The following is a 20,953-nucleotide window of genomic DNA, read 5'->3' as shown; positions in this document are numbered from 1 at the left end:
GCCGAGACATCATGCGCAAGACAGAGGCGCAAGGCCCCAAGCGTTAGGCTTATGGCGTTCGGCATGGCGCGTTAAGCCCGAAGCGTCGAGCCTGGAGTTCCGCGCGCCAGATGTCGCGCGCTCCCGCCGGACGCCTTCCGGCACCGGCTCGCCAAGGAGCGCAAGACGACTTTCAAACCTCGACGCCGCAAGAGTATTCCGGCCGTGCCCCTTCACCGGGCGCTCGGTTGAACGTCCCGGGGAAAGCTCTTCATCCGAGAACCCCGTCCCCCCGGGAACATCGTCGCCCGGGCAGATCGCCCTCGACGAGCCGGCCCGTCGTCCGGCGAGAACATCCGCGACGGTGGGGCGTGACGAAACATGCCCGGGACGGCGCCCGGGCATGTCCGCCATGGTCGATCAGTTGCGCGGACGCGTGCGGATCTGGAAGCTGTCGAAGGTGTACTCCGCCACCTGCCACCACAGATATTCCTCATTGCGGAACGTCTGCATGGCATCGATCGCCTTCTTGAAGTCGGCGTTCTTGGCGGAGATCTCGCCCCACAGCTCGTTGGTGGCCTTGAGCGAAGCTTCCATCACTTCCATCGGATAGGGACGCAGCTGGGTGCCGTTCGCCACCAGCCGCTTGATGGCCGGCGGGTTCTGCACGTCGTAGCGCGCGTTCATGATGGTGTTGGCGTAGGTGCACGCGGCGGTCAGCGCCGCCTGGTAGGTCTTCGGCAGCTCGTTGAACTTGGCGAGGTTGGCGAAGGCGTGGATGGTCGGGCCACCTTCCCACCAGCCGGGGTAGTAGTAGAACTTGGCCACCTTGTAGAAGCCGAGCTTCTCGTCGTCATAGGGGCCGATCCACTCGGCACCGTCGATGGTGCCCTTTTCCAGCGCCGGGTAGATGTCGCCGCCGGCGATCTGCTGCGGCACCACGCCGAGCTTGGCCATCACCTGGCCGGCGATGCCGCCGATGCGCATCTTGAGGCCGTTCATGTCGGCGACGGTCTTGATTTCCTTGGCGAACCAGCCGCCCATCTGGGCGCCGGTGTTGCCGCAGGGCAGGCCGTAGACGTTGTACTTCTTGTAGAACTCGTTGAAGAGCTCGTTGCCGCCGTGCTGGAACAGCCAGGCGTTCTGCATGCGGGCATTGAGGCCGAACGGCACCGAGGCGGCGACCGCGAAGGTCGGATCCTTGCCGACGAAGTAATACGAGACGGTGTGGCACATCTCGACGGTGTTGTTCTGCACCGCGTCCAGCACCTGCAGGCCGGGCACCAGCTCGCCGGCCGCGAAGACCTGGATCTGGAACTTGCCGTCGGTCAGCTCGGAAACCATCTTCGACATGACTTCCGCGCCGCCATAGATGGTGTCCAGCGACTTCGGGAAGCTGGATGCCAGGCGCCACTTCACCTCGGGCGCGGACTGGGCGATGGCGGGGGCGGCAAGCATGGTTGCCGCGGCGCCGGTACCGGCGGCGGCCAAGAATTGACGACGCTTCATCAAGTGTCTCCTGCTGGGGGGCTTCCTCACGGTGCGGTGGACGCATTTGCGCGCGGTTCCGCACTCGAATTGCTTGTTTTCACTACTGGTACGCCACCGCTTGCCCCAGCGCAACGGCACCTCGCTTTCGCCTTTTGTCGAAGAGGTTTCGACATTCCGGCCCGTCCGGCCGGCACCGGGTGGGCGCGGGACGATGTTCCTGATACGTTCCAGTATATCTGCCCCTGCGTCATCCGATTCGTCCGGAGCGTGCCATGTCCAGCCGAGCCGCCGCCTTCCGCGCCCTGCACGAGGGGCCGGGTGCCTTCATTCTCCCCAACCCATGGGACGCCGGCACCGCGCGCCTAATCGCCGCGCTGGGCTTTCCCGCATTGGCCACCACCAGTGCCGGCATGGCGCTGGCGCACGGGGTGGCGGACGGGCAGACCAGCCGCGACGACGTGCTCGCCCATTGCGCCCTCATCGTCGGCGCGACGCCGCTGCCGGTGTCGGCGGATCTGGAGAACGGCTTCGGCGATGCGCCGGAGACGGTAGCCGAGACCATCCGCCGCGCCGCCGCCATCGGCCTCGCCGGCGGCTCGATCGAGGACCACACCAACCGCCCTTCCGATCCGATCTACGACCTCGGACTCGCGGTCGAGCGCATCGCCGCCGCCGTCGAGGCCCGCGACGCGCTGGGCGGCGACTTCGTGCTCACCGCCCGGGCGGAGAATTTCCTGTGGGACCGGCCGGACCTCGACGACACCATTGAGCGCCTTCAGGCCTACGAGGCCGCCGGCGCCGACGTGCTCTACGCCCCCGGCCTGCCGGACCTCGCCGCGGTGCGTACCGTCTGCGCGGCGGTGTCGAAGCCGGTCAATGCGGTCATCGGCATCGGCGCCGCGCGCTTCACCGTGGCCGAATTGGCGGAAGCCGGTGTGCGGCGCATCAGCATCGGCTCGTCGCTCGCCCGGCTTGCCTATGGCAGCGTGGTACGGGCGGCGCGGGAGATGCGGGATACCGGCCGCTTCGGCTTTCTCGACGCGGCGATGCCGTCGGGCGAGCTCGGCGCGTTGCTCGGCGAGCCAGACGACGAGACGAAGCCTTGAGAAAAAACTCCCGCAACTCAGATAATTGCGGGAGTTGTCTCTACTGAGATCCGAGGAAAGCGCCTGGGAGCGCCGGACGCCTCAGCTCTCCACGACGATGCGCGGCGCCGGACGCGCGGTGGCACGGCCCCCTTCCAGCGTCGCCCGCACGGCGGCGGCGATGTCGCGATAGATCCGCGCCTCCGGGCTATCCGGCTGGGTGGCGACGATCGGGCGGCCGGCATCGGAGGTCTCGCGGATCGCCATCTGCAGCGGCACCTCGCCGAGGAAGGGCACGCCGAGCCGCTGCGCCTCGTGCCGCGCCCCGCCATGGCCGAACACGTCGGAGCGGGTGCCGCAATGCGGGCACAGGAAGTAGCTCATGTTCTCGACCACGCCGAGGACGGGCACGTTGACCTTCTGGAACATGGCGACGCCGCGCCGCGCATCGATCAAAGCGAGGTCCTGCGGGGTGGAGACGATCACCGCGCCGGCCAGCGGCACCTGCTGCGCCATGGTCAGCTGCGCGTCGCCGGTGCCGGGCGGCATGTCGACGACGAGAATGTCGAGCGGCGCCCAGGCCACTTCCTTCAGCATCTGGCTGATCGCCGACATCACCATCGGGCCGCGCCAGATCATCGGCGTCTCCTCCTCGACGAGGAAGCCGATCGACATCACCTTGAGGCCCCAGGAGTGCATCGGCTGGAGCATGCGCCCCTCGACGTCCGGCTTGCCCTTCAGCCCCATCAGGCGCGGCACCGAGGGGCCGTAGATGTCGGCGTCGAGCAGGCCGACCTTCAGCCCGAGCGCCGAGAGGCCGAGCGCCAGATTGGCGGCCAGCGTCGACTTGCCGACGCCGCCCTTGCCGGACGCCACCGCGATGATCGAGCCCACCCCCGGCAGGCCGCGCGATTCCTTCTGCGGGTCGGCGGGCGGCTGCGGCGCGTGGGTGTGACCGGCATGCGAGTGGCCGGCATGGGAATGTCCGCCCTGCCCGGAGACGCGCACCGGCGTCGTCGAGGAGCCACCGGCCGGCGCAGGCGCAGGGGAGGACGTGCCAGCCTTGCGCTCGGCGGTCAGCGCCACCAGCGCCGAGGTCACGCCCGGCGTCGCCCGCACGGTGCGTTCCACCGCGGCGCGCACCGGCTCCCAGGCCTGCGCCTCGCGCGCATCGACGGTGATCGACAGATACACCTTGCCGTCGGAGACCAGGATCTCCGACAGCACGCCCGCTTCGGTGACCGGCCGGCCATCCGGCGCGGAAACCTGCGCCAGCCGCGTCTTAACCTCGTCCGCGCTCACCGCCATGTCAGACACTCCCGGCTATCGTCTTGGAACCATTGCAGAGGGTGAGACACCAGCACGCCGTCAGCGTCAACCCATCTGCCGGCATGAGGTGATCGCAAGCGCTTATGGGCGGCGCCGGACCCATTACCGCCATTACCGCCCCCTGCCCGCCTGTGACCGACCCGATTGTGGATTGCGTTCACCGCGCACCTTCGGCCGGCGATCCCGCCATTGCTCCCAAGATGCGGCGACCATTGAAGAAGCGGGCGGCGCCGGTCGCCGGGGACACAGCTTCCAAAGCGCTCGATCTTCGCGCTCGCCCGGCATCGGCATGCCCGAACGGCGATCCGTCACCTTGCGTGTGACGCACCCGCCGCATGCCTCATTGTATTATCGGTAAATGACGGAAGGCATAAGCATTGCAAACATACCGACTCTTATTATCATACCTCGACTAATTACTTATAAAATAGCAAGAGGCGGAACATGGCGGAGTTTCACGCTACTTCATTTTATTATCTTACTCAAGAATCTGCGAATGTATACACGATTACAGGTTCAATAGTTTCGCCCCCATTGAATCCGGGAGACGACGGATGGGTGGTTTTCTCCTATGATAGCCCGGACACATTCGAAGTAAATTCATCCGTCAACTTGAACTTTAACCACGGCCCGAACGGTTATTATATCTATGTCGGGCATTACGGAAATGGGATGATATTATTCTCATCTCCCGACTATTTGCTCGTCACCAGCGACACCACCCTGTCCGGCACCTTCACCGCCACCCGCGAGGCGATGATCGTCTGCTTCCTCGAAGGCACGCACGTCGCCACGCCGGAAGGCGAGCGCGCGGTCGAGACCCTCGCCGCCGGCGACCTCGTGCGGACCGCCGCCGGCGAGACCCGGCCGGTGAAGTGGATCGGGCGTCAGACGGTGATGCGGACCTTCGCCGAGCCACTGCACGCCTACCCGATCCGCATCGCCGCCGGCGCCCTTGGCGACAGCCTTCCCGCCCGCGACCTCTTCCTGTCCCCCGATCATGCGCTGCTGATCGACGGAGTCCTCGTCCAGGCGAGCGCGCTGGTGAACGGCACCAGCATCTGCCGCGTCACGCAGCCGGCCGAGCGCTTCACCTATTTCCACATCGAGCTCGACGACCACGCGCTCATCCTTGCCGAGGGCGTGCCGGCGGAAACCTTCGTCGACAACGTCACCCGCCGCCGCTTCGACAATCACGCCGAATACATCGCGCGCTTCGGCGCCGGGGACGACGCCATCGCCGAGCTGGACCTGCCGCGCATCAAGTCCGCCCGCCAGTTGCCGGTGGCGATCCGCGCGCGGCTGGCCGCGCGGGCCGGCACGCTCGGCGCCACCGCCATCGAAGCCGCCTGAGCCACCGCCGTTCCGGGCGGCCGGTCTCGCGCCGCCGCCCGGACACCCGCGCGCATCGCCCGAGAATGCGCAATTCGCGGTCACCTGTGGCCAGTGACCAAGAATGCATCACCCCCGGTTGCGCAATCCCCCGGAAAAATGCCAGCATCGCCGCCGCCGGAACAAAAAAATACCGGCCCAGGGCAATCTTCCAAAGGGGAACAGCATGAGCCTCGTCACCCGTTTCGCGGCCGCCGCCGTGATGGTCGCGGCCGCGTTGAGCGGCGCCTCCGCCAAGGAATGGAAAACCGTCCGCATCGGCACGGAGGGTGCCTATCCGCCCTTCAACTATGTCGAGAACAACGAGCTCAAGGGTTTCGACATCGACATCGGCAAGGCGCTGTGCGCCAAGATGAAGGTCGAGTGCACCTTCGTCGCCCAGGACTGGGACGGCATCATCCCGGCGCTGCAGGCCGGCAAGTACGACGCCATCGTCGCCTCGATGTCGATCACCGAGGAACGCAAGAAGCAGATCGACTTCTCGAAGAAGTACTACAAGACCCCCGCCACCTTCGCGGTGCGCAAGGATTCTCCCGTCACCGAGACCTCGCCGGCGGCGCTGAAGGGCAAGGTGCTCGGCGCCCAGGCCTCGACCATCCACTCCAACTATCTCGAGGACGTCTACGGCAAGGCCGGCGCCGAGGTGAAGCTGTACGGCAAGCAGGACGAGGCCAATCTCGACCTCGCCAATGGCCGCCTCGACGCCATCCTCGCCGACAAGGTGGTGCTGATGGAGTGGCTGGCCACCAAGGACGGCGCCTGCTGCAAGTTCACCGGCGCCGAATACACCGATCCGAAATATTTCGGCGACGGCGTCGGCGTCGGCATCCGCAAGACCGATCCCGAGCTGGTGGCGATGTTCAACAAGGCGATCGACGAGATCCTCGCCGACGGCACCTACAAGACCATCAACGCCAAGTACTTCCCGTTCAGCGTCTACTGATCGCCGGGCGAGGGGCCGGCCGCTTCCCCTGCTGGCCCCCCTCGCCTGTCGTGATCCGCCGCCCGAACTGCCGCCCGAGCCTGCCGTGTCCCGCTTGAACCCCCGTCGGGGCCGGCCCATGCTCGCATCTACCGAATCTGAGTGCTTCCGGGCCGCCGAGCCCGTCCTGGCCGCAAGCGGAGCGCCGTTCCCGGGATGGAATTCCTGACCCTGCTTTCCTTCGGTCCGGGCGGCTGGGGCGACGAGATCGCCCGCGGTGCCCTGCTCACCGTCGAGCTGGCCCTCGCCACCCTGCCCTTCGGCCTCGCGCTGGGGCTTCTGGTCGCGCTCGGCAAGGACGCGCCCTCGCCGGTCGTCCGGTCGGCGGCCACCGTGTTCACCACCGTGTTCCGCGGCCTGCCGGAACTGCTGACGCTGTTCATCGTCTATTATGGCGGGCAGATGCTGCTTACCCGCCTCGCCGGCTATTTCTGGCCCGGCGCCAATGTCGAGGTGAACCAGTTCCTCGCCGGCGTCGTCGCCCTCGGCCTGGTGCTCGCCGCCTTCTCCTCCGAGGTATTCTACGCCGCGCTGAAAGCGGTGCCGCGCGGGCAGAAGGAAGCCGCCGCCGCGCTCGGCCTGCCGAAATGGCAGGCGTTCCGCCTCGTCGTGTTCCCGCAGCTGTGGCGCGTCGCCCTACCCGGCCTGTCCAACAACTGGATGGTGCTGATGAAGGACACCTCGCTGGTCTCCGTCATCGCCATCAACGATTTGATGCGGCAGACCGCCATCGCGGTGGGCGTCACCAAGCAGCCCTTCTTCTTCTATCTGGTGGCGTGCCTCATCTATCTCGCCTTCTCCATCCTCTCCAGCCTGGTGCTGACCCGCGCCGAGGCGAGGGCCAGCCGCGGCCTCAAGCGGGCGGGAGCGAAATGATGCTGGACGCGCTCCTCACCCCCATCGGCCAGGGCTTCCTCGCGGTGGCCGGCTTTATCGGCCTCAACGCCGATCTGATGGACCGCTACGGCCTGCGCTTCCTGCAGGGCGTGTGGGTCACCGTCGAGCTGGTCGGGCTGTCGATGATCTTCGGTGCCATCCTCGCTTTGCCGCTGGCCATTGCCCGCGTCGAGGGCGGCAAGATCACCTCGCGCCTCGCCTTCGGCTATTCCTATTTCTTCCGCGGCACGCCGCTGCTGGCCCAGACATTCCTCGTCTATTACGGCGCCGGCCAGTTCCGCGAGTTCTTTACCGATATCGGCCTGTGGTGGTTCTTCCGCGACGCCTTCAACTGCGCGGTGTTCACCTTCACGCTCAACACCGCCGCCTATCAGGCGGAGATCCTGCGCGGCGGATTGCAGAGCCTGCCGGTCGGCCAGAACGAGGGCGGCAAGTCGCTCGGCCTCACACGCTACCAGATCTACCGCACCGTGCTGCTGCCGCAGGCCTATGCGGTCGGGCTGCGCCCGCTCGGCAACGAGGTGGTGCTGATGATCAAGTCGAGCGCCATCGCCTCGGTGGTGACGGTCTACGACCTGATGGGCGTCACCCGCCTCGCCTTCTCGCGCTCCTACGACATGGAGGTCTATCTGTGGGCCGCCGTTTTGTACCTGCTGATGGTGGAGATCGTGCGCCGAGTGTGGGACGTGCTGGAGCGCCGCCTCAACCGCCACGTCGCCGTGTCGCGGTGAGGTCCCTCACCCCGCCAGCCGCGCCACCTCGGCGCGCAGCACCGGCACCAGCTCAGCCTCGAACCACGGGTGCCGCTTCAGCCAGCCGGTATTGCGCCAGGAGGGATGCGGCAGCGGGATGACCCGTGGCGCCTGCCGCGCCTCGAAGATCTCCCGCCAGCGCGTCACCCGCTCGGTGAGGCCGAGCGCCGTGAATTCCGCCAGCCCCAGCCGCTTCAGGTGATAGGCCTGCGCGCTCGCCCCCACGGCGACGACCAGCTCGAATGCCGGGCGCGCCGCGAACAGCCGGTCGTGCCACAGCGCGGCGCATTCCCGGCGCGGAGGCAGGTCGCCGCCCTTGGCATCCTGGCCGGGAAAGCAGAACCCCATGGCGGCGATGGCGACCCGCGTCTCGTCATAGAACCGGTCACGGTCGAGCCCGAGCCAGTCCCGCAGCCGGTCGCCGGAGGCGTCGTCGAAGGAGCGGCCGGAGGCATGCACCTTGGTGCCCGGCGCCTGCGAGGCGATCAGCAGCCGCGCCGACGCGCCGACATGCAGCACCGGGCGCGGCGCGTGCGGCAGCGGCTTGCCGCGCGGCGCCTCCACGCAGGCGCGACAGGCGCGGATTTCGGCAAGCACGGTATCGAGCGGGGAAAGCGGGGCGTCCATCGCCCCTAGATGGTCGCGGGAGCCGTTCATGTCACCGCTGCCGGGCGCGAAAATCCGCCGGCATCTCGAAGGGGCCGGCCCAGATGCCGCGCCCGGCGGCCCGCGCCGCCGCCTGCTCGCCGCGATAGGCGAAGGAGGTCGCCACCGCCCAGCCCTGTTCGACCATCAGCGCCCCGAGGTCGCGCCCGCCGGCCTGGCAGATCGACACCGAGCGCCCGTAGCGGTCGCCATCGACCGGCCGGCACGTCACGCCGTCCTTGCCGGCCGCCGCAACCGCCTGCTGCATCGCCTGCTTGGCCCGCTGCCCGCAGGGCCACAGCGCGTCCGGCGCGCCGCAGCTCTGGTGCAGTTCCGGCGCGTCGATGCCTTCCAGCCGCACCCGCGTGCCGCCGAGCTCGAAACTGTCGCCATCGGCAACCCGCATGGCGCCGTCGAGCGGCGGTACGAATCGCTCGATCACCAGCGCCGCGATGATCATCGCCAGCGCCACCAGCACCGCCCACCAGGTGGAGGCACGCCAGCCCCGGCGCGGCGCCCGGCCTCCCGCCGGAAACCGGCGAGGCGCGCGCCAGCGGCCGCCCGGAGTTCGCACCTTCTCAGGCGTCCGCGACGCCGGCTTCTGCGAAGGTCGCCATGCCGCCATGGCAGGCGACCGCCGCCTTGATCACGCCGATCGACAGCGCCGCCCCCGAGCCTTCGCCGAGCCGCATACCGAGGTCGAGCAGCGGCTTCATCCCCAGCTGCTCCAGCACCCGGGCATGGGCGGGCTCGGCCGAGACATGGCCGGCGAAGCAATGGTCGAGCGCCGAGGGGTCGAGCGCGTGCAGCACGGCGGCGGCGGCGGTCACCACATAGCCGTCCAGCACCACCGGCACGCGCTGCATGCGGGCGGCGAGGATGGCGCCGGCCATGGCGGCGAGCTCGCGCCCGCCGAGCCGGCGCAGCACTTCCAGGGGGTCGTCGAGATGGCCCCGGCAGCGCGCCACCGCCGCCTCGACAGCGGCGATCTTGGCCGCCAGCACCGCGCCGGTGGCGCCGGTGCCCGGCCCCACCCATTCGGTGGCGCTGCCGCCATAAAGTCCGTGGAAGATCGCCGCCGCCACCGTGGTGTTGCCGATGCCCATCTCGCCAAGGCAGAGCAGGTCCGGCTCGCCGGCCAGCGCCTCCATGCCGAAGGCCATGGTGGCGGCGCATTCGGCCTCGGTGAGCGCGTCCTCTTCCACGATGTCGCGGGTCGGGATGTCCAGCGCGAGGTCGAACACCCGGAGACCGGCCCCGAACACGCCGCAGATCTGGTTCACCGCCGCCTTGCCGTCGGTGAAGGTGGCGACCATCTGCTTGGTCACCTCCGGCGGATAGGGCGAGACGCCGCGCCGCGCGACGCCATGGGTACCGGCGAACACCGCGACCGTCGGGCGGTCGATGCGCGGGATCTCGCGCCCCTGCCAGCCGGCGAGCTTGATGGCGATCTCCTCGAGCCGCCCGAGCGCACCCGGCGGCTTGACCAGTTGCCCCTGCCGCGCCCGCGCCGCCGCCTCCGCCTCGGCATTGATCGCCGGCAGGGAGAGGAACAGGTTGCGGATGTCGTCGAAGGGAAGCCCGGTGGCGGTGCGCTGCATGGGTCTCTCGAAGGTTCGGGTCTTGAAACCGGCAGCCGCGAAGGGCGCGGCTCGGCGAGGCGCGGGGTAGCCCCTCGCAAGCCGGGTGGCAACCGATAAATCGGGAGTGGGCAGAAGCACCCCGGAAGCGACCGAAGGCGCTCCACGATGGCCCCCTCGTCAGGTCGAGGAAAAACGTATCATCACGAGATACAGATTATTGCGATTTGTATCACCATAAGATACATGTATCGCGTGAGGATGCGGGCCACCCATGATCCAGAGCTTCAAGGGTAAGCAGGCTCAGGCGGTCTGGAACGGCACGAGCGGCAAGGGTTTTCCTGCTGATCTGATCCGCGTCGCCCAGCGCAAGCTGGCCATGCTGAATGCCGTCGTCACCCTTGAAGCCCTGCGGGCACCGCCGGCCAACCGTCTGGAGCAACTGAAGGGCGACCGCGCCGGTCAGCATTCTCTTCGCATCAACGATCAATTCCGCATCTGCTTCGTCTGGCGTGACGGACACGCCCATGATGTCGAGATCGTCGACTATCACTGAGGACAGCCCCATGCACGGCCCCCTGCCCCCCATCCATCCCGGCGAGATCCTCCGCGAGGAGTTCCTGCGGCCGCTGAACCTCAGCCCCTATGCGGTGGCCAAGGCGGTGCATGTGCCGCGCACCCGGATCGAGCGGCTGGCGCGCGAGGAAACGCCGGTCACCGCCGACACCGCCCTGCGGCTCGGCCGCCTGTTCGGCACCGGGCCGGAATTCTGGATGAACCTTCAGGCCGCCCACGACCTCGTCCAGGCCGAGCGGGCGGCCGCCGACGTCACGAACATCCGGCCGCTCGACAGCGCGGCCTGATCCGCGGCGCGACGCACCCGGACCGGGACGCCGGCTGACGCCCCGCGGCGATTTCTGCTACGGGAAGCGGCATGATCGCCCTGTCTCCCACCTTCTGCAGCGAACTCGACCAGCTGTTCCTCTGGCGGCGGGATGTCCGGCATTTTGAGACCCGCCCACTGCCGGAAGGGCTGCTCGACACCCTGCTCCGCCAGGCCCATCAGGCGCCGAGCGTCGGGCTCAGCCAGCCCTGGCGCTTCGTGCGGGTCGCCTCGGCGGCACGGCGGGCGCGGATCCGCGCCATCTTCGAGACCTGCAACGCCGAGGCGCTCGCCGCGCAGAAGGAAGAGCGCGCCGGCCTCTATGCCCGGCTAAAGCTCGCCGGGCTCGACGACGCGCCCGAGCAGGTCGCCGTCTTCGTGGATACCGAGACGCAGATCGGCCATGGCCTCGGCCGCGCCACCATGCCGGAGACCCTCGGCTATTCCGCCGTGCTCGCCGTGCACACGCTGTGGCTGGCGGCGGCGGCGCGGAGGATCGGGCTCGGCTGGGTGTCGATCCTCGACGCGTCGGCGGTGGCGACGGCGCTTGAGGTGCCCGGGCACTGGCGGCTCATCGCCCATCTGTGCATAGGCTATCCGCGCGCGCCCTCCGACATCCCGGAGCTGGAGCGCGCCGGCTGGGAGCACCGCCTGCCGCCCGGCGACGTCCTCCTGGAGCGCTGAGCGAAGCCGCATCCCATGACCTTGCCGCCAACCATACTCATATACCTTCCGACGACGCTGCGCTTCCTCACCCGGCTGCCGGTGCCGCGCTTCTCATGGGAGCCGGAGGACGGCCCGCCCGACCTCGACCGGCTCGGCCCCTGCTTCCCGCTGGCCGGTGCCCTCATCGGCCTGATCGGCCTCATTGTCCACCTCACCGCACTCACCATCCTGCCCGGTTTTATCGCCGCGACGCTGGCGGTCGGCGTGATGGTGCTCGCCACCGGGGCACTGCATGAGGACGGTTTCTCCGACACCGCCGACGGGCTCGGCGGCATGACGCGTGAGAGGCGCCTCGCCATCATGCGCGACAGCCGGCTCGGCACCTTTGGCGCGGTGGCGCTGCTGCTGGCGACGCTGCTGCGCATCGGCGCCCTCGAAGGATTGGCCACGTTTTCATGGGCCGGGGCCGCCGGCGCCCTGCTCGCCGCCGCCGCCCTGTCCCGGCTGGCGGCGCTCGGCCTGATCGCGGCGCTGCCCTCCGCCCGCCCGGATGGACTCGCCGGCCGCGCCGGCCGCCCCTCGCGCGCCACACTGTGGAAGGCGGGGATCGCCGCTGTCGCCATCTCCATCGTTTCCGTTGTGACAACAATGGGTTGGACAGCATTCCTCAGCGGCCTTCTCATCGCCTTATTGGCGTGGAGCGGCATCATCCGCCTTGCGTCGGCCAAATTTGGCGGGCAAACGGGGGATGTCGCCGGTGCGGCGGCGCTGACTGTCGAGATTGCGTTCCTTCTGGGGGCGCTTATCTTCGCGCGGTCGATCGGATGAACCGCCCGATTCCCATGTCCAAACGCGTTTCTACCCCCTGTGTCGGAGTGTGCGCACTCGATGCCGCTGGTCGCCATTGTGTCGGCTGCGGGCGCACGCTCGAGGAGATCGGTGCCTGGCCCAGCCTCGACGAAACCGCGCGCCGCGCGATCATGAACCGCCTCGCCCGCCAGAGCCGCCGCGAGTCCCCGAGTCGCGAGTCCCAGAGTCGCGCTCCCCGGCACCGCGAGTCCGCGCGATGAATGCCGACCGCTTCATGTGGGTGGTGGTGATCGGCCTTGCCGCCGGCATCGGGCTGATCCTGTGGAATGCCGAGGCCGGGGGCGTCGCCGGGCTCACCACCAACCAGCTCACCCGCCTGGTCGCCCTGTCGGCTCTGGCGCTGGTGGTCGGCGCCGGCGCGGTGGCGACCTTTGCCGGCCGCCTCGGCGATGCCTTGCGCGCCGCCGCGCTGTGGCTGGTCATCTTCGCCGTGCTGGGCGTCGGCTATACCTATCGCTTTGAAATCCATAGCGTCGCCTACCGCGTGCTCGCCGAGCTCGCCCCCGGCTACGCCGTGCCGGTCGGCCATGACACCGGCCCGGCGATCGAGGTCGCCCGCGCCCGCGACGGCGATTTCAACATCCGCGTCGAGATCAACGGCAACCGCATTCCGATGCTGGTCGATACCGGCGCCTCCAGCGTCGTGCTCACCCCAGAAGACGCGGTGGCCGCCGGCCTGCCGATGGAGTTGCTGCGCTACGACATCCCGATCGACACCGCCAATGGCCGCGGCCGCGCCGCCGCCGTCGTGCTCGACCGGGTGTCGATCGCCGGCAGCATCGAGGAGCGTCAGGTGCCGGCTCTGATTGCCAGCCCCGGTACGCTCAAGCACAGCCTGCTCGGCATGACCTTCCTGTCCCGCCTCGACAGCTTCGAGATCCGCGGCGAGAAGCTGGTGATGCGCGCCAAGGCACTGGATCGCTGAAAGGCGCGGGATCGCTGAGGGCGACTGCCCTCAGCCGGAAACCAGCGCCACCAGAAAGCGCAGCCCCATCAAGGCGAGATAGAGGCCGAATCCGACCTCCAGCTGACGCTTGCTGAAGCGATGCGCCAGCTTCGCGCCGAGCGGTGCCGCCAGCACCGCCACCGAGCCGACGAGCACGGCGCCGGGAAGCGAGATGAAGCCGAGCGACAGCGGCGGCAGCTCCGCCAGATGCGGCCAGCCGCCGAGCACGTAGCCGATCACGCCGGGCACCGCGATCAGCGCCCCGAGGCCGGAGGACGTGGCGATGGCCTGGTGAATCGGCACCCGGTAGAGCGACAGGATAGCGACCGCGATGCCGCCACCGCTGATGCCGACCAGCGAGGCTATCACGCCGATGAACGCCCCGTAGAGCCGCATCGGCCACGGACCCGGCAGGTCGTCGGCCAGCACCCAGCTGTCGCGTGCGAACAGCAGGCGGATCGACATCAGCACCGCGAACACGACGAAAGCCAGTTGCAGCACCCGGTCCGGCGACACCGCCGCCAGCGCCGTGCCGGCCAGCACGCCGATGACGATCGGCACCACCCATTGCCGCAGCACGCCGGTGTTGATCTTGGTGCGCGAGCGATGGGCGAAGAAGGAGCGCAGCGCCGTCGGCAGGATGATGGCGAGCGCCGAGCCGACCGCGAGATGCATGCGCAGCGCGTCCGGCACACCGACGACGCCAAACACCTCATAGAGCACCGGCACGATGATGGCGCCGCCACCAATGCCGAACAGGCCGGCGAGGATGCCGGTGGCGAAACCGGCGGCGAGTAGAATACCGACCAGCCACAGGATCTGGTCGAGGGGAAGCGACGCGATCATCATGCCACCAATGCCCGCCGTTCCTCGGCGCGGCGCACCTCGTCGACCGCCGCCTGCAACACGTCGAGGCCGGCCCCCGACTTCACGCCCTCGATGGCGAGCCGGCGGCGATAGGCCCGCGCGCCGGGACGGCCGGTGAACAGGCCGAGCATGTGGCGGGTGATGTCGTGCAGCCTACCGCCGGCCTCGAGATGCGCGGCGATATAGGGCTCGAAGGCGGCGACGGCGGAGAACGCATCGGCATGCGGATCTTCCGCGCCGAACAGACGCGAATCGACGCCGAGCAGCAGTTCCGGCTGCTGATAGGCGGCGCGTCCCAGCATGACGCCGTCGACATGGAGGAGATGCGCCTCCGCCTCCTCCAGCGAGCCGATGCCGCCATTGATGATGACCGGCACGCGCGGCAGGCGCTGCTTCAGCCGGTACACCCGGTCATAGTCGAGCGGCGGGATGTCCCGGTTCTCCTTCGGCGACAGCCCTTGCAGCCACGCCTTGCGCGCATGCACGGTGAGCGTATCCGCCCCTGCCGCCAGCACGGCGTCGGCCAGCGCGTCGAGCGCCACTTCCGGGTCCTGCTCGTCGACGCCGATGCGGCACTTGACGGTGACGGGAATGCCGACCTCGGCCTTCATCGCCGCGACGCAGGCGGCGACGAGCGCGGGATCGCGCATCAGGCAGGCGCCGAAATTGCCGCCCTGCACGCGGTCGGAGGGACAGCCGACATTGAGGTTGATCTCGTCATAGCCCCACTCGGCGGCGATGGCGGCGGCCTTGGCCAGAGCCTCGGAATCGGAGCCGCCCAGCTGCAACGCCACCGGGTGTTCGACGGGAGAGAAACCGATCAGCCGCTCCCGGTCGCCATGGATCACCGCATTGGCGGTGACCATTTCGGTGTAGAGCAACGCGCGTGCCGACAGGGTACGGTGGAATGCCCGACAGTGGCGATCGGACCAGTCCATCATGGGCGCGACGGAAAACCTAAACGATTGATAGTTCATCATTATTCAGTTCAGTACCTGTGCCCTGCGCACGCGATCTGCGCGGGACCGGGCCGTGTTTTCCAGCTGCTCGACGCGGTAGTGTAGACGGAGGCACACGAAAGCGCCTCACCCGCTTTCCCGCGAGGCGTCCCTTTCATATCGACGAGATGTCCGCACTCGGCAAGGCCCCGCAGTGTCCCGGCCCTCACGAACGAGGGCCACTCATGAACCGGGATCATAGGTTCATGCGCCTTCCGGCACCTAATGGGCGGCCCGTGAGCCCGCCTATACTCCCGGCACTTGGCAAGAAGGGGAAGGCGCCAGGCCGGCTCAGCGCTGGCGTGCCGGCTCCGATCACGAAGGACAGCGGATCATGTTGGGAACCATTCTGCACGGTCCGGGCGACGTGCGTTGCGAGGAGGTCGCCGAACCCGAGATCCAGCGTCCGACCGATGCCATCATCCGCCTGTCGGCAAGCTGCATCTGCGGCTCCGATCTGTGGCCGTTCCGCGGCCTGAACGAGGTCACCGCGCCGCTGGCGATGGGCCACGAATATTGCGGCGTCGTCGTCGAGGTCGGCAGCGCGGTGCGCAACGTCAAGCCGGGCCAGTTCGTCGTCGGCTCGTTCTGCCTGTCCGACAATACCTGCCCGCATTGCCGGTTCGGCTTTCCGTCCTCCTGCGAGCAACGCGAGTTCATGAGCGGGGCGCAGGCGCCGCTGGCGCGCGTACCCTTGGCCGACGGCACGCTGGTCGCCACGCCCGAATTGCCGGCGGACGACCTGATCCCGAGCCTGCTCGCCACCTCCGACGTGCTGGGCACCGGCTGGTACGCCGCCGACGCGGCGCGCGTGCAGCCGGGCTCGACCGTCGTGGTGGTGGGTGACGGCGCGGTCGGGCTGATGGGCGTGCTGGCCGCCAAGCAGATGGGCGCGGCACGCATCATCGCGATGAGCCGACACAAGCGCCGGCAGGATTTCGCCCTGGAATATGGCGCCACCGACATCGTCTCCGAACGCGGCGAGGCCGGCGTGGCGCGGATCAAGGAACTTACCCGCGGTGTCGGGGCGGACTCGGTACTGGAGTGCGTCGGCACCAAGGAATCGATGGCGCAGGCGCTGCAATGCGCGCGCCCCGGCTCGATGATCGGCTATGTCGGCGTGCCGCATGGCGTCGAGTTCGACGGCCAGTCGCTGTTCTTCTCGCAGGTCGGCATGCTGGGCGGCCCCGCGCCGGTGCGCCGGTTCCTGCCGCATCTGATGGACCTGGTGCTGTCGCGCCAGATCGATCCCGGCAAGGTGTTCGATCTGGAAGTGCCGCTCGCCGACGTCGCCGAGGGTTACCGCGCGATGGACGAGCGCCGCGCCATCAAGACCCTGCTCCGCCTCTGAGCCGGGACGTGGTCGCCAGCAGAGTGGTCCCGGCCCCGGCCTGACGGAGTCTGACCTCATCGATGGACATCGCCGCGCCTTCCGACCCTCCATTCGCGTCGCCGCCGCGCGCCTGCGGCGACTGCACCCTGTGCTGCAAGGTCTACACGATCCCGGTCCTCGACAAGCCGGAAGGACAATGGTGCCCGCACTGCACGCCGGGCCGGGGCTGCGGCATCTACGCCAGCCGCCCGGACTATTGCCGCGCCTTCCACTGCGAGTGGCTCGCCGCGCCGCGCTTCCCCGACCATTGGAAGCCGACCCGCTCGAAGATGGTGGTGACGCGGTTCCCGGGCAACGGCTTCCTCTATGTGCAGGTCGACCCCGGCCACCCGCGGGCCTGGTCGCGTCAGCCCTATCGCGGCGACCTCGCGCGCTGGGCACGGCAGTTGCTGCCAAGGGGCGCGCATGTGCTGGTGTTCGTGCATGACGAGGCGACGCTGATCATCGGCTATCAGGCAATCCCGCTTGGCCGCATGAGCACGGAAGACAGCTTCCGCGTCCGGATGCGTCCGACCGCCGATGGCGTGAAATATGTGGCCGAGAGGGTTCCCGGCCCGCCAAAGCCGCCCGCCTGACATCCCTGACCATCCCCCGTCACGCCACTCCATCGGATCGGCGTGACGGGGTCAGGATGCGGCTCAGCGCGCGCCGGTGCGATAGACCTCGTCCGGGACCAGCTCCATCCAGGTCACCACGCTGCCGTCCAGCGCCTCGGCGATGGCGAAATGCGTCATCGGCTGATCGGCGGTCGCGCCGTGCCAGTGGCGCACATTCGGCGGGATCCAGACGACGTCGCCGGGGCCCACCTCCTCGCGCGGGCTCCCCTCCCTCTGCACCCAGCCGCGACCGGAGACGATGAACAGCGTCTGGCCGAGCGGATGGGTGTGCCATGCGGTGCGGGCGCCGGCGGCGAAGGCAACCGTCGCCCCGCCAATGCGGGCGGGCGCGTCGCCGCGATAGGGGCCGGAGACCCGCACCTCGCCGCTGAAGCGGTCGGCCGGGCCGGGAGTGCCCGCCTCCGGATCGGCGCGGACGATCCGCAGCTCGGTATTGGCGGAGGCGGAGACCGGCTGGGCGGCGGCCGGCTGCGCGCTCGCCTCGCGGCTGGCGAACACCCGTTCGAGCACCGGCACCGCCGACATCGCTCGTGGCCAGCCGGCGTAGAAGCCGAGATGCGTCGGCACCTCCGCCGCCTCGGTGCGTGTCAGGCCGTTATCCATGGCGCGGTTGGCGTGGAAGGGAAGCTGCTCGGGCTGGCCGATGGCGATCAGCGCCGCCATGGTGACGAGGCTGCGGTCGCGCGGCGCCAGCTCCGGCCGGCGCCAGAGATCGCCGAACAGCACGCGGTTGGTCAATGCGGCGAGCGCCGGCGCGGTCGGCGCCACGCCGTTGTTCACCGCCGCCGTCCGCGCCGCCTCGGCGGCGGGCTCCAGCTCGATGGGCGCGGCGGCACTGTCCGTCACCGGGCCGATGCCGCGCTCGTCGAACACCTTCTTCACCTCGGCGACGGCGGAGATCGCATTCGGCCAGCCGGAATAGAAGGCCAGCTGGGTGATCGTCTCGCCGATTTCGCCGGGCTTCACGCCATTGTCGAGCGCCCGCCGGACATGCCCGCCGATCTGCGCCGTCTTGCCGGTGGAGATCAGCGTGGCGACGGTGATCAGGCTACGGTCGCGCGGCGCGAGCTCCGTGCGCAGCCAGACATCGCCGAACAGCACGTCGTCGGTGAAATGGCCGAGGCCGGGCGCGACGTCGTACACCGCCGGCGGCGCGACGCGGCTGCGCTTGGTCTCCTCGGCGTCCGCGCCAGTGGCGGCGAGCGCCGAGAGCACGATCCCAGCTGCGATCTTCTTCATGGGGCATCTCCTTGGCCGAGACCGGCGACAGCCCGGCGGTTCGCCGACCGGGACACCGGCGGCGTTGAACGGCGACGGATGAGGATGCGCCGGACCTGCGGTGGCAGACCCGGCGCGGGCACCTCAGCTCAGATTGAGGTCGATGTTCTTCAGCGGCAGCTGGCGCACGCGCTTGCCGGTGGCAGCGAACAGCGCATTGAGCACCGCCGGCGCGGCGACCGCGATGGTCGGCTCGCCGACGCCACCCCAGAAGCCGCCCGACGGCACGGTGATCACCTCCACCACCGGCATCTCGTCGAGCCGCATGACGTTGTAGGTGTCGAAGTTCTCCTCGACGATCCGCCCGTCCTTCACCGTGCACTCGCCATAGAGCATGGCGGACAGGCCGTAGACGAAGGAGCCGGCGATCTGCGCCTCCACCTGCTGCGGATTGACGACATAGCCGGGGTCGGTGGCGGCAACGATGCGGTGGATCTTCAGCCGGCCATCCTTGACCGAGACCTCGGCCGCCGCCGCCACATAGCTGCCGAAGCCCATCACCTGGGCGAGGCCGCGATGCACGCCCTCCGGCGGCTTGGTGGTCTCCCAGCCGATGCCCTTCGCGGCGGCTTCCAGCACGGCGAGGTGCTTGGGATGGTTCGCCATCAGCTTGCGGCGGAACGCCAGCGGATCGACCTTCGCCGCCTGCGCCAGTTCGTCGATGAAGCACTCGAGATAGACGGCGTTCTGGTTGAGGTTGACGCCGCGCCAGGCGCCGGGCCGGATATGCGGGTTGCGCATCGCGTGGTCGATGAGCAGGTTGGGGATGGTGTAGCCGATCGCCATCTCCGCCCCGCCGGGCATCAGGCCCTGGAAGGTGACGGGGTCGCCATTGGCGGTCATGATCGAGGGGCGCATATAGGCCATGATCGACTGGCCGGAAATGCGCATGTGCAGCGCGTCGAGATTGCCATCCGCATCCACAGCGCCGCGCAGGCGGCACTGGGTGACGGGGTGGTAGCGCCCCTGCACCATGTCCTCCTCGCGGGTCCACATCATCTTCACCGGCGTGCCCGGAACCTGCTTGGCGATGCGGGCCGCCATGGTGACGTATTCCGTGGTCAGCCGGCGGCCAAAACTGCCGCCGATGCGCACGACATGTACCTCGCAGGCCTCGACCGGCAACTCGGCCGCGGCGGCCAGCGCGTCGAGCGCCGCCTCGGCCACTTGCGTCGGGCCCCACATCTCGCAACGCTCCGGCGTCCAGCGCACCGTGGCGTTGATCACCTCCATCGGCGCATGGTTCTGGTAGGGAAAGCCGTAATCCGCCTCGATCACCCGGCCGGCGCTGGCCAGCACCGCCTTGGCGTCGCCGACGCGGTTGCCGACGAACTCGGTCTCGGCGGTCAGGCCCTCGCGCAGCATCGCGGCGATGGTCTCGCTGGAGACATTGGCGTTCGGCCCGTTGTCCCATTCGATGGGCAGGGAATCGAGCGCGGTCTTGGCGCGCCAGAAGGTGTCGGCCACCACCGCCACCGTCTCGTCGTCGACGCGCAGCACGTGCTTCACGCCGCGCATGTTCGCCACGGCGGAGGCATCAAAGCTCTTCAGCTTGCCACCATGCACCGGGCAGGCCTTGGGAATGGCGACCAGCATGCCGGGCATGGAGATGTCCATGCCGTAGACCAGCGAACCGTTCAGCTTGTCGAGCGTGTCGAGCCGCTTCACCGGCTGGCCGGCAATGGTCCAGTCCTTCGGGTCCTTCAGCGTGAGGCCGGTCGGCGGCGCGATGCCGTTGGCGGCGGCCGCGACCGCGCCATAAGTAGTCGAACGCCCGCTCGCCTGATGGGTGATGACGCCCTTGGCGACGCTGCATTGCGCCGCGGGCACGCCCCATTGCTGCGCCGCCGCCTGCACCAGCATGGCCCGCGCGGTGGCGCCCCCCATGCGGACATATTCCTGCGAGCCGCGAATGGCGCGCGAGCCGCCGGTGGACTGGTCGCGCCACACCCGCTCGCGCCGCCGGTTCTCGCCCGGCTTCACGAGTTCGAAGCGCACCTTGTCCCAGTCGCAGTCGAGTTCCTCGGCGACCAGCTGGGCGAGGCCGGTCAGCGAGCCCTGCCCCATCTCAGTGCGGGCGATGCGGACGATCACGGTCTCGTCCGGCTGGATCACTACCCAGGCATTAACTTCCTTGACCGCCTCCCCGGCCGCCTGTTGCGCCACGGCGCGGGCTGGCAGCGGAAAGGAAAAGCCGAAGCTGAAGGCACCTGCGGCGGCACCGGCGCCGGTGAGGAAGCCGCGACGGGAGAGCCGGCCGGCGGCGCTCTGCGAATGGATCCGTTCCTGCATGGTCATCGACG

Annotated in this window: 22 protein-coding genes; 13 read left to right on the top strand and 9 right to left on the bottom strand. The window is 68.8% G+C overall.

From position 1 onward, the window contains the following. Positions 1 to 399: 399 nt before the first annotated feature. Positions 400 to 1,488: a TRAP transporter substrate-binding protein gene (locus LGR54_RS04935; protein ID WP_230360867.1), complete on the bottom strand. Its 1,089-nt coding sequence runs from the start codon at positions 1,486 to 1,488 to the stop codon at positions 400 to 402. A gap of 254 nt (positions 1,489 to 1,742) precedes the next feature. Here LGR54_RS04935 and LGR54_RS04930 point away from each other — a divergent pair, with 254 nt between their 5' ends. Further along, the gene (locus LGR54_RS04930) at positions 1,743 to 2,576 is read left to right on the top strand and encodes an oxaloacetate decarboxylase (protein WP_230360866.1); all 834 of its coding nucleotides are present in this window, start codon (positions 1,743 to 1,745) and stop codon (positions 2,574 to 2,576) included. Between the two features lie 81 nt (positions 2,577 to 2,657). Here the strand turns inward: LGR54_RS04930 and LGR54_RS04925 are convergent, their stop codons facing one another. Further along, positions 2,658 to 3,863 (bottom strand): Mrp/NBP35 family ATP-binding protein, encoded by a 1,206-nt coding sequence (locus tag LGR54_RS04925; protein WP_230360865.1) that lies wholly within the window; start codon positions 3,861 to 3,863, stop codon positions 2,658 to 2,660. Positions 3,864 to 4,556: 693 nt separating this feature from the next. Here LGR54_RS04925 and LGR54_RS04920 point away from each other — a divergent pair. The 4 genes from LGR54_RS04920 to LGR54_RS04905 all read left to right on the top strand — a co-directional run bounded on the left by LGR54_RS04920 (position 4,557) and on the right by LGR54_RS04905 (position 7,886). Further along, positions 4,557 to 5,237: a Hint domain-containing protein gene (locus LGR54_RS04920; RefSeq protein WP_230360864.1), complete on the top strand. Its 681-nt coding sequence runs from the start codon at positions 4,557 to 4,559 to the stop codon at positions 5,235 to 5,237. Between the two features lie 205 nt (positions 5,238 to 5,442). Next, positions 5,443 to 6,219 (top strand): ABC transporter substrate-binding protein, encoded by a 777-nt coding sequence (locus tag LGR54_RS04915; RefSeq protein WP_230360863.1) that lies wholly within the window; start codon positions 5,443 to 5,445, stop codon positions 6,217 to 6,219. Positions 6,220 to 6,414: 195 nt separating this feature from the next. Continuing rightward, positions 6,415 to 7,134, top strand: coding sequence for an ABC transporter permease (locus LGR54_RS04910; RefSeq protein WP_230360862.1), 720 nt, complete (start codon positions 6,415 to 6,417; stop codon positions 7,132 to 7,134). Then, entirely contained in the window at positions 7,131 to 7,886 is a 756-nt protein-coding gene (locus LGR54_RS04905) for an ABC transporter permease (RefSeq protein WP_230360861.1), read from the top strand. The genes LGR54_RS04910 and LGR54_RS04905 overlap by 4 nt, the downstream gene beginning before the upstream one ends. A gap of 6 nt (positions 7,887 to 7,892) precedes the next feature. Here the strand turns inward: LGR54_RS04905 and LGR54_RS04900 are convergent, their stop codons facing one another. From LGR54_RS04900 to cobT, 3 genes are read right to left on the bottom strand one after another with little or no spacing between them, the layout of a single operon-like run. Beyond that, positions 7,893 to 8,564, bottom strand: coding sequence for a uracil-DNA glycosylase family protein (locus LGR54_RS04900; RefSeq protein WP_230360860.1), 672 nt, complete (start codon positions 8,562 to 8,564; stop codon positions 7,893 to 7,895). Position 8,565: 1 nt separating this feature from the next. Beyond that, positions 8,566 to 9,126 (bottom strand): thermonuclease family protein, encoded by a 561-nt coding sequence (locus LGR54_RS04895; protein WP_230360859.1) that lies wholly within the window; start codon positions 9,124 to 9,126, stop codon positions 8,566 to 8,568. A 4-nt stretch (positions 9,127 to 9,130) separates the two neighbouring features. Continuing rightward, the gene (cobT, locus tag LGR54_RS04890; RefSeq protein ID WP_230360858.1) at positions 9,131 to 10,153 is read right to left on the bottom strand and encodes a nicotinate-nucleotide--dimethylbenzimidazole phosphoribosyltransferase; all 1,023 of its coding nucleotides are present in this window, start codon (positions 10,151 to 10,153) and stop codon (positions 9,131 to 9,133) included. A 253-nt stretch (positions 10,154 to 10,406) separates the two neighbouring features. Here cobT and LGR54_RS04885 point away from each other — a divergent pair, with 253 nt between their 5' ends. From LGR54_RS04885 to LGR54_RS04860, 6 genes are all read left to right on the top strand, one after another. Further along, entirely contained in the window at positions 10,407 to 10,688 is a 282-nt protein-coding gene (locus tag LGR54_RS04885; RefSeq protein ID WP_230360857.1) for a type II toxin-antitoxin system RelE/ParE family toxin, read from the top strand. 10 nt (positions 10,689 to 10,698) lie between these two features. Beyond that, the gene (locus LGR54_RS04880; protein WP_230360856.1) at positions 10,699 to 10,995 is read left to right on the top strand and encodes a HigA family addiction module antitoxin; all 297 of its coding nucleotides are present in this window, start codon (positions 10,699 to 10,701) and stop codon (positions 10,993 to 10,995) included. Between the two features lie 71 nt (positions 10,996 to 11,066). Next, positions 11,067 to 11,699: a 5,6-dimethylbenzimidazole synthase gene (gene bluB / locus LGR54_RS04875; protein ID WP_230360855.1), complete on the top strand. Its 633-nt coding sequence runs from the start codon at positions 11,067 to 11,069 to the stop codon at positions 11,697 to 11,699. Between the two features lie 15 nt (positions 11,700 to 11,714). Next, complete coding sequence (cobS, locus tag LGR54_RS04870) at positions 11,715 to 12,509, top strand: adenosylcobinamide-GDP ribazoletransferase (protein ID WP_230360854.1); 795 nt, start codon at positions 11,715 to 11,717, stop codon at positions 12,507 to 12,509. Then, positions 12,506 to 12,751 carry a DUF1289 domain-containing protein gene (locus LGR54_RS04865; RefSeq protein ID WP_370638139.1) on the top strand — a complete coding sequence of 82 codons (246 nt, stop codon included), beginning with the start codon at positions 12,506 to 12,508 and terminating at the stop codon, positions 12,749 to 12,751. The genes cobS and LGR54_RS04865 overlap by 4 nt, the downstream gene beginning before the upstream one ends. Further along, positions 12,748 to 13,476 (top strand): TIGR02281 family clan AA aspartic protease, encoded by a 729-nt coding sequence (locus tag LGR54_RS04860; RefSeq protein WP_230360853.1) that lies wholly within the window; start codon positions 12,748 to 12,750, stop codon positions 13,474 to 13,476. Before LGR54_RS04865 ends, LGR54_RS04860 begins: the two co-directional genes overlap by 4 nt. Positions 13,477 to 13,506: 30 nt before the next feature. Here the strand turns inward: LGR54_RS04860 and LGR54_RS04855 are convergent, their stop codons facing one another. Continuing rightward, a complete protein-coding gene (locus tag LGR54_RS04855) occupies positions 13,507 to 14,346 on the bottom strand; it encodes a sulfite exporter TauE/SafE family protein (protein WP_370638138.1) in 840 nt (279 codons plus the stop codon). Next, complete coding sequence (gene dusA, locus LGR54_RS04850; protein WP_255607273.1) at positions 14,343 to 15,344, bottom strand: tRNA dihydrouridine(20/20a) synthase DusA; 1,002 nt, start codon at positions 15,342 to 15,344, stop codon at positions 14,343 to 14,345. The genes LGR54_RS04855 and dusA overlap by 4 nt, the downstream gene beginning before the upstream one ends. Before the next feature lie 352 nt (positions 15,345 to 15,696). On the opposite strand from dusA, the gene LGR54_RS04845 reads away from it, so the two are divergent. Continuing rightward, complete coding sequence (locus tag LGR54_RS04845; RefSeq protein ID WP_230360851.1) at positions 15,697 to 16,713, top strand: zinc-dependent alcohol dehydrogenase family protein; 1,017 nt, start codon at positions 15,697 to 15,699, stop codon at positions 16,711 to 16,713. Positions 16,714 to 16,775: 62 nt separating this feature from the next. Continuing rightward, complete coding sequence (locus LGR54_RS04840) at positions 16,776 to 17,330, top strand: YkgJ family cysteine cluster protein (RefSeq protein ID WP_230360850.1); 555 nt, start codon at positions 16,776 to 16,778, stop codon at positions 17,328 to 17,330. Positions 17,331 to 17,393: 63 nt separating this feature from the next. Here the strand turns inward: LGR54_RS04840 and LGR54_RS04835 are convergent, their stop codons facing one another. Next, a complete protein-coding gene (locus LGR54_RS04835; RefSeq protein ID WP_230360849.1) occupies positions 17,394 to 18,611 on the bottom strand; it encodes a carboxymuconolactone decarboxylase family protein in 1,218 nt (405 codons plus the stop codon). Between the two features lie 123 nt (positions 18,612 to 18,734). Then, a complete protein-coding gene (locus LGR54_RS04830; RefSeq protein WP_230360848.1) occupies positions 18,735 to 20,948 on the bottom strand; it encodes a xanthine dehydrogenase family protein molybdopterin-binding subunit in 2,214 nt (737 codons plus the stop codon). Positions 20,949 to 20,953 lie beyond the last annotated feature (5 nt).

Source organism: Ancylobacter sp. Lp-2 (genome assembly GCF_020523795.1).
Taxonomy (GTDB): Bacteria; Pseudomonadota; Alphaproteobacteria; order Rhizobiales; family Xanthobacteraceae; genus Ancylobacter.
This window is presented reverse-complemented; position numbering and strand designations above follow the sequence as displayed.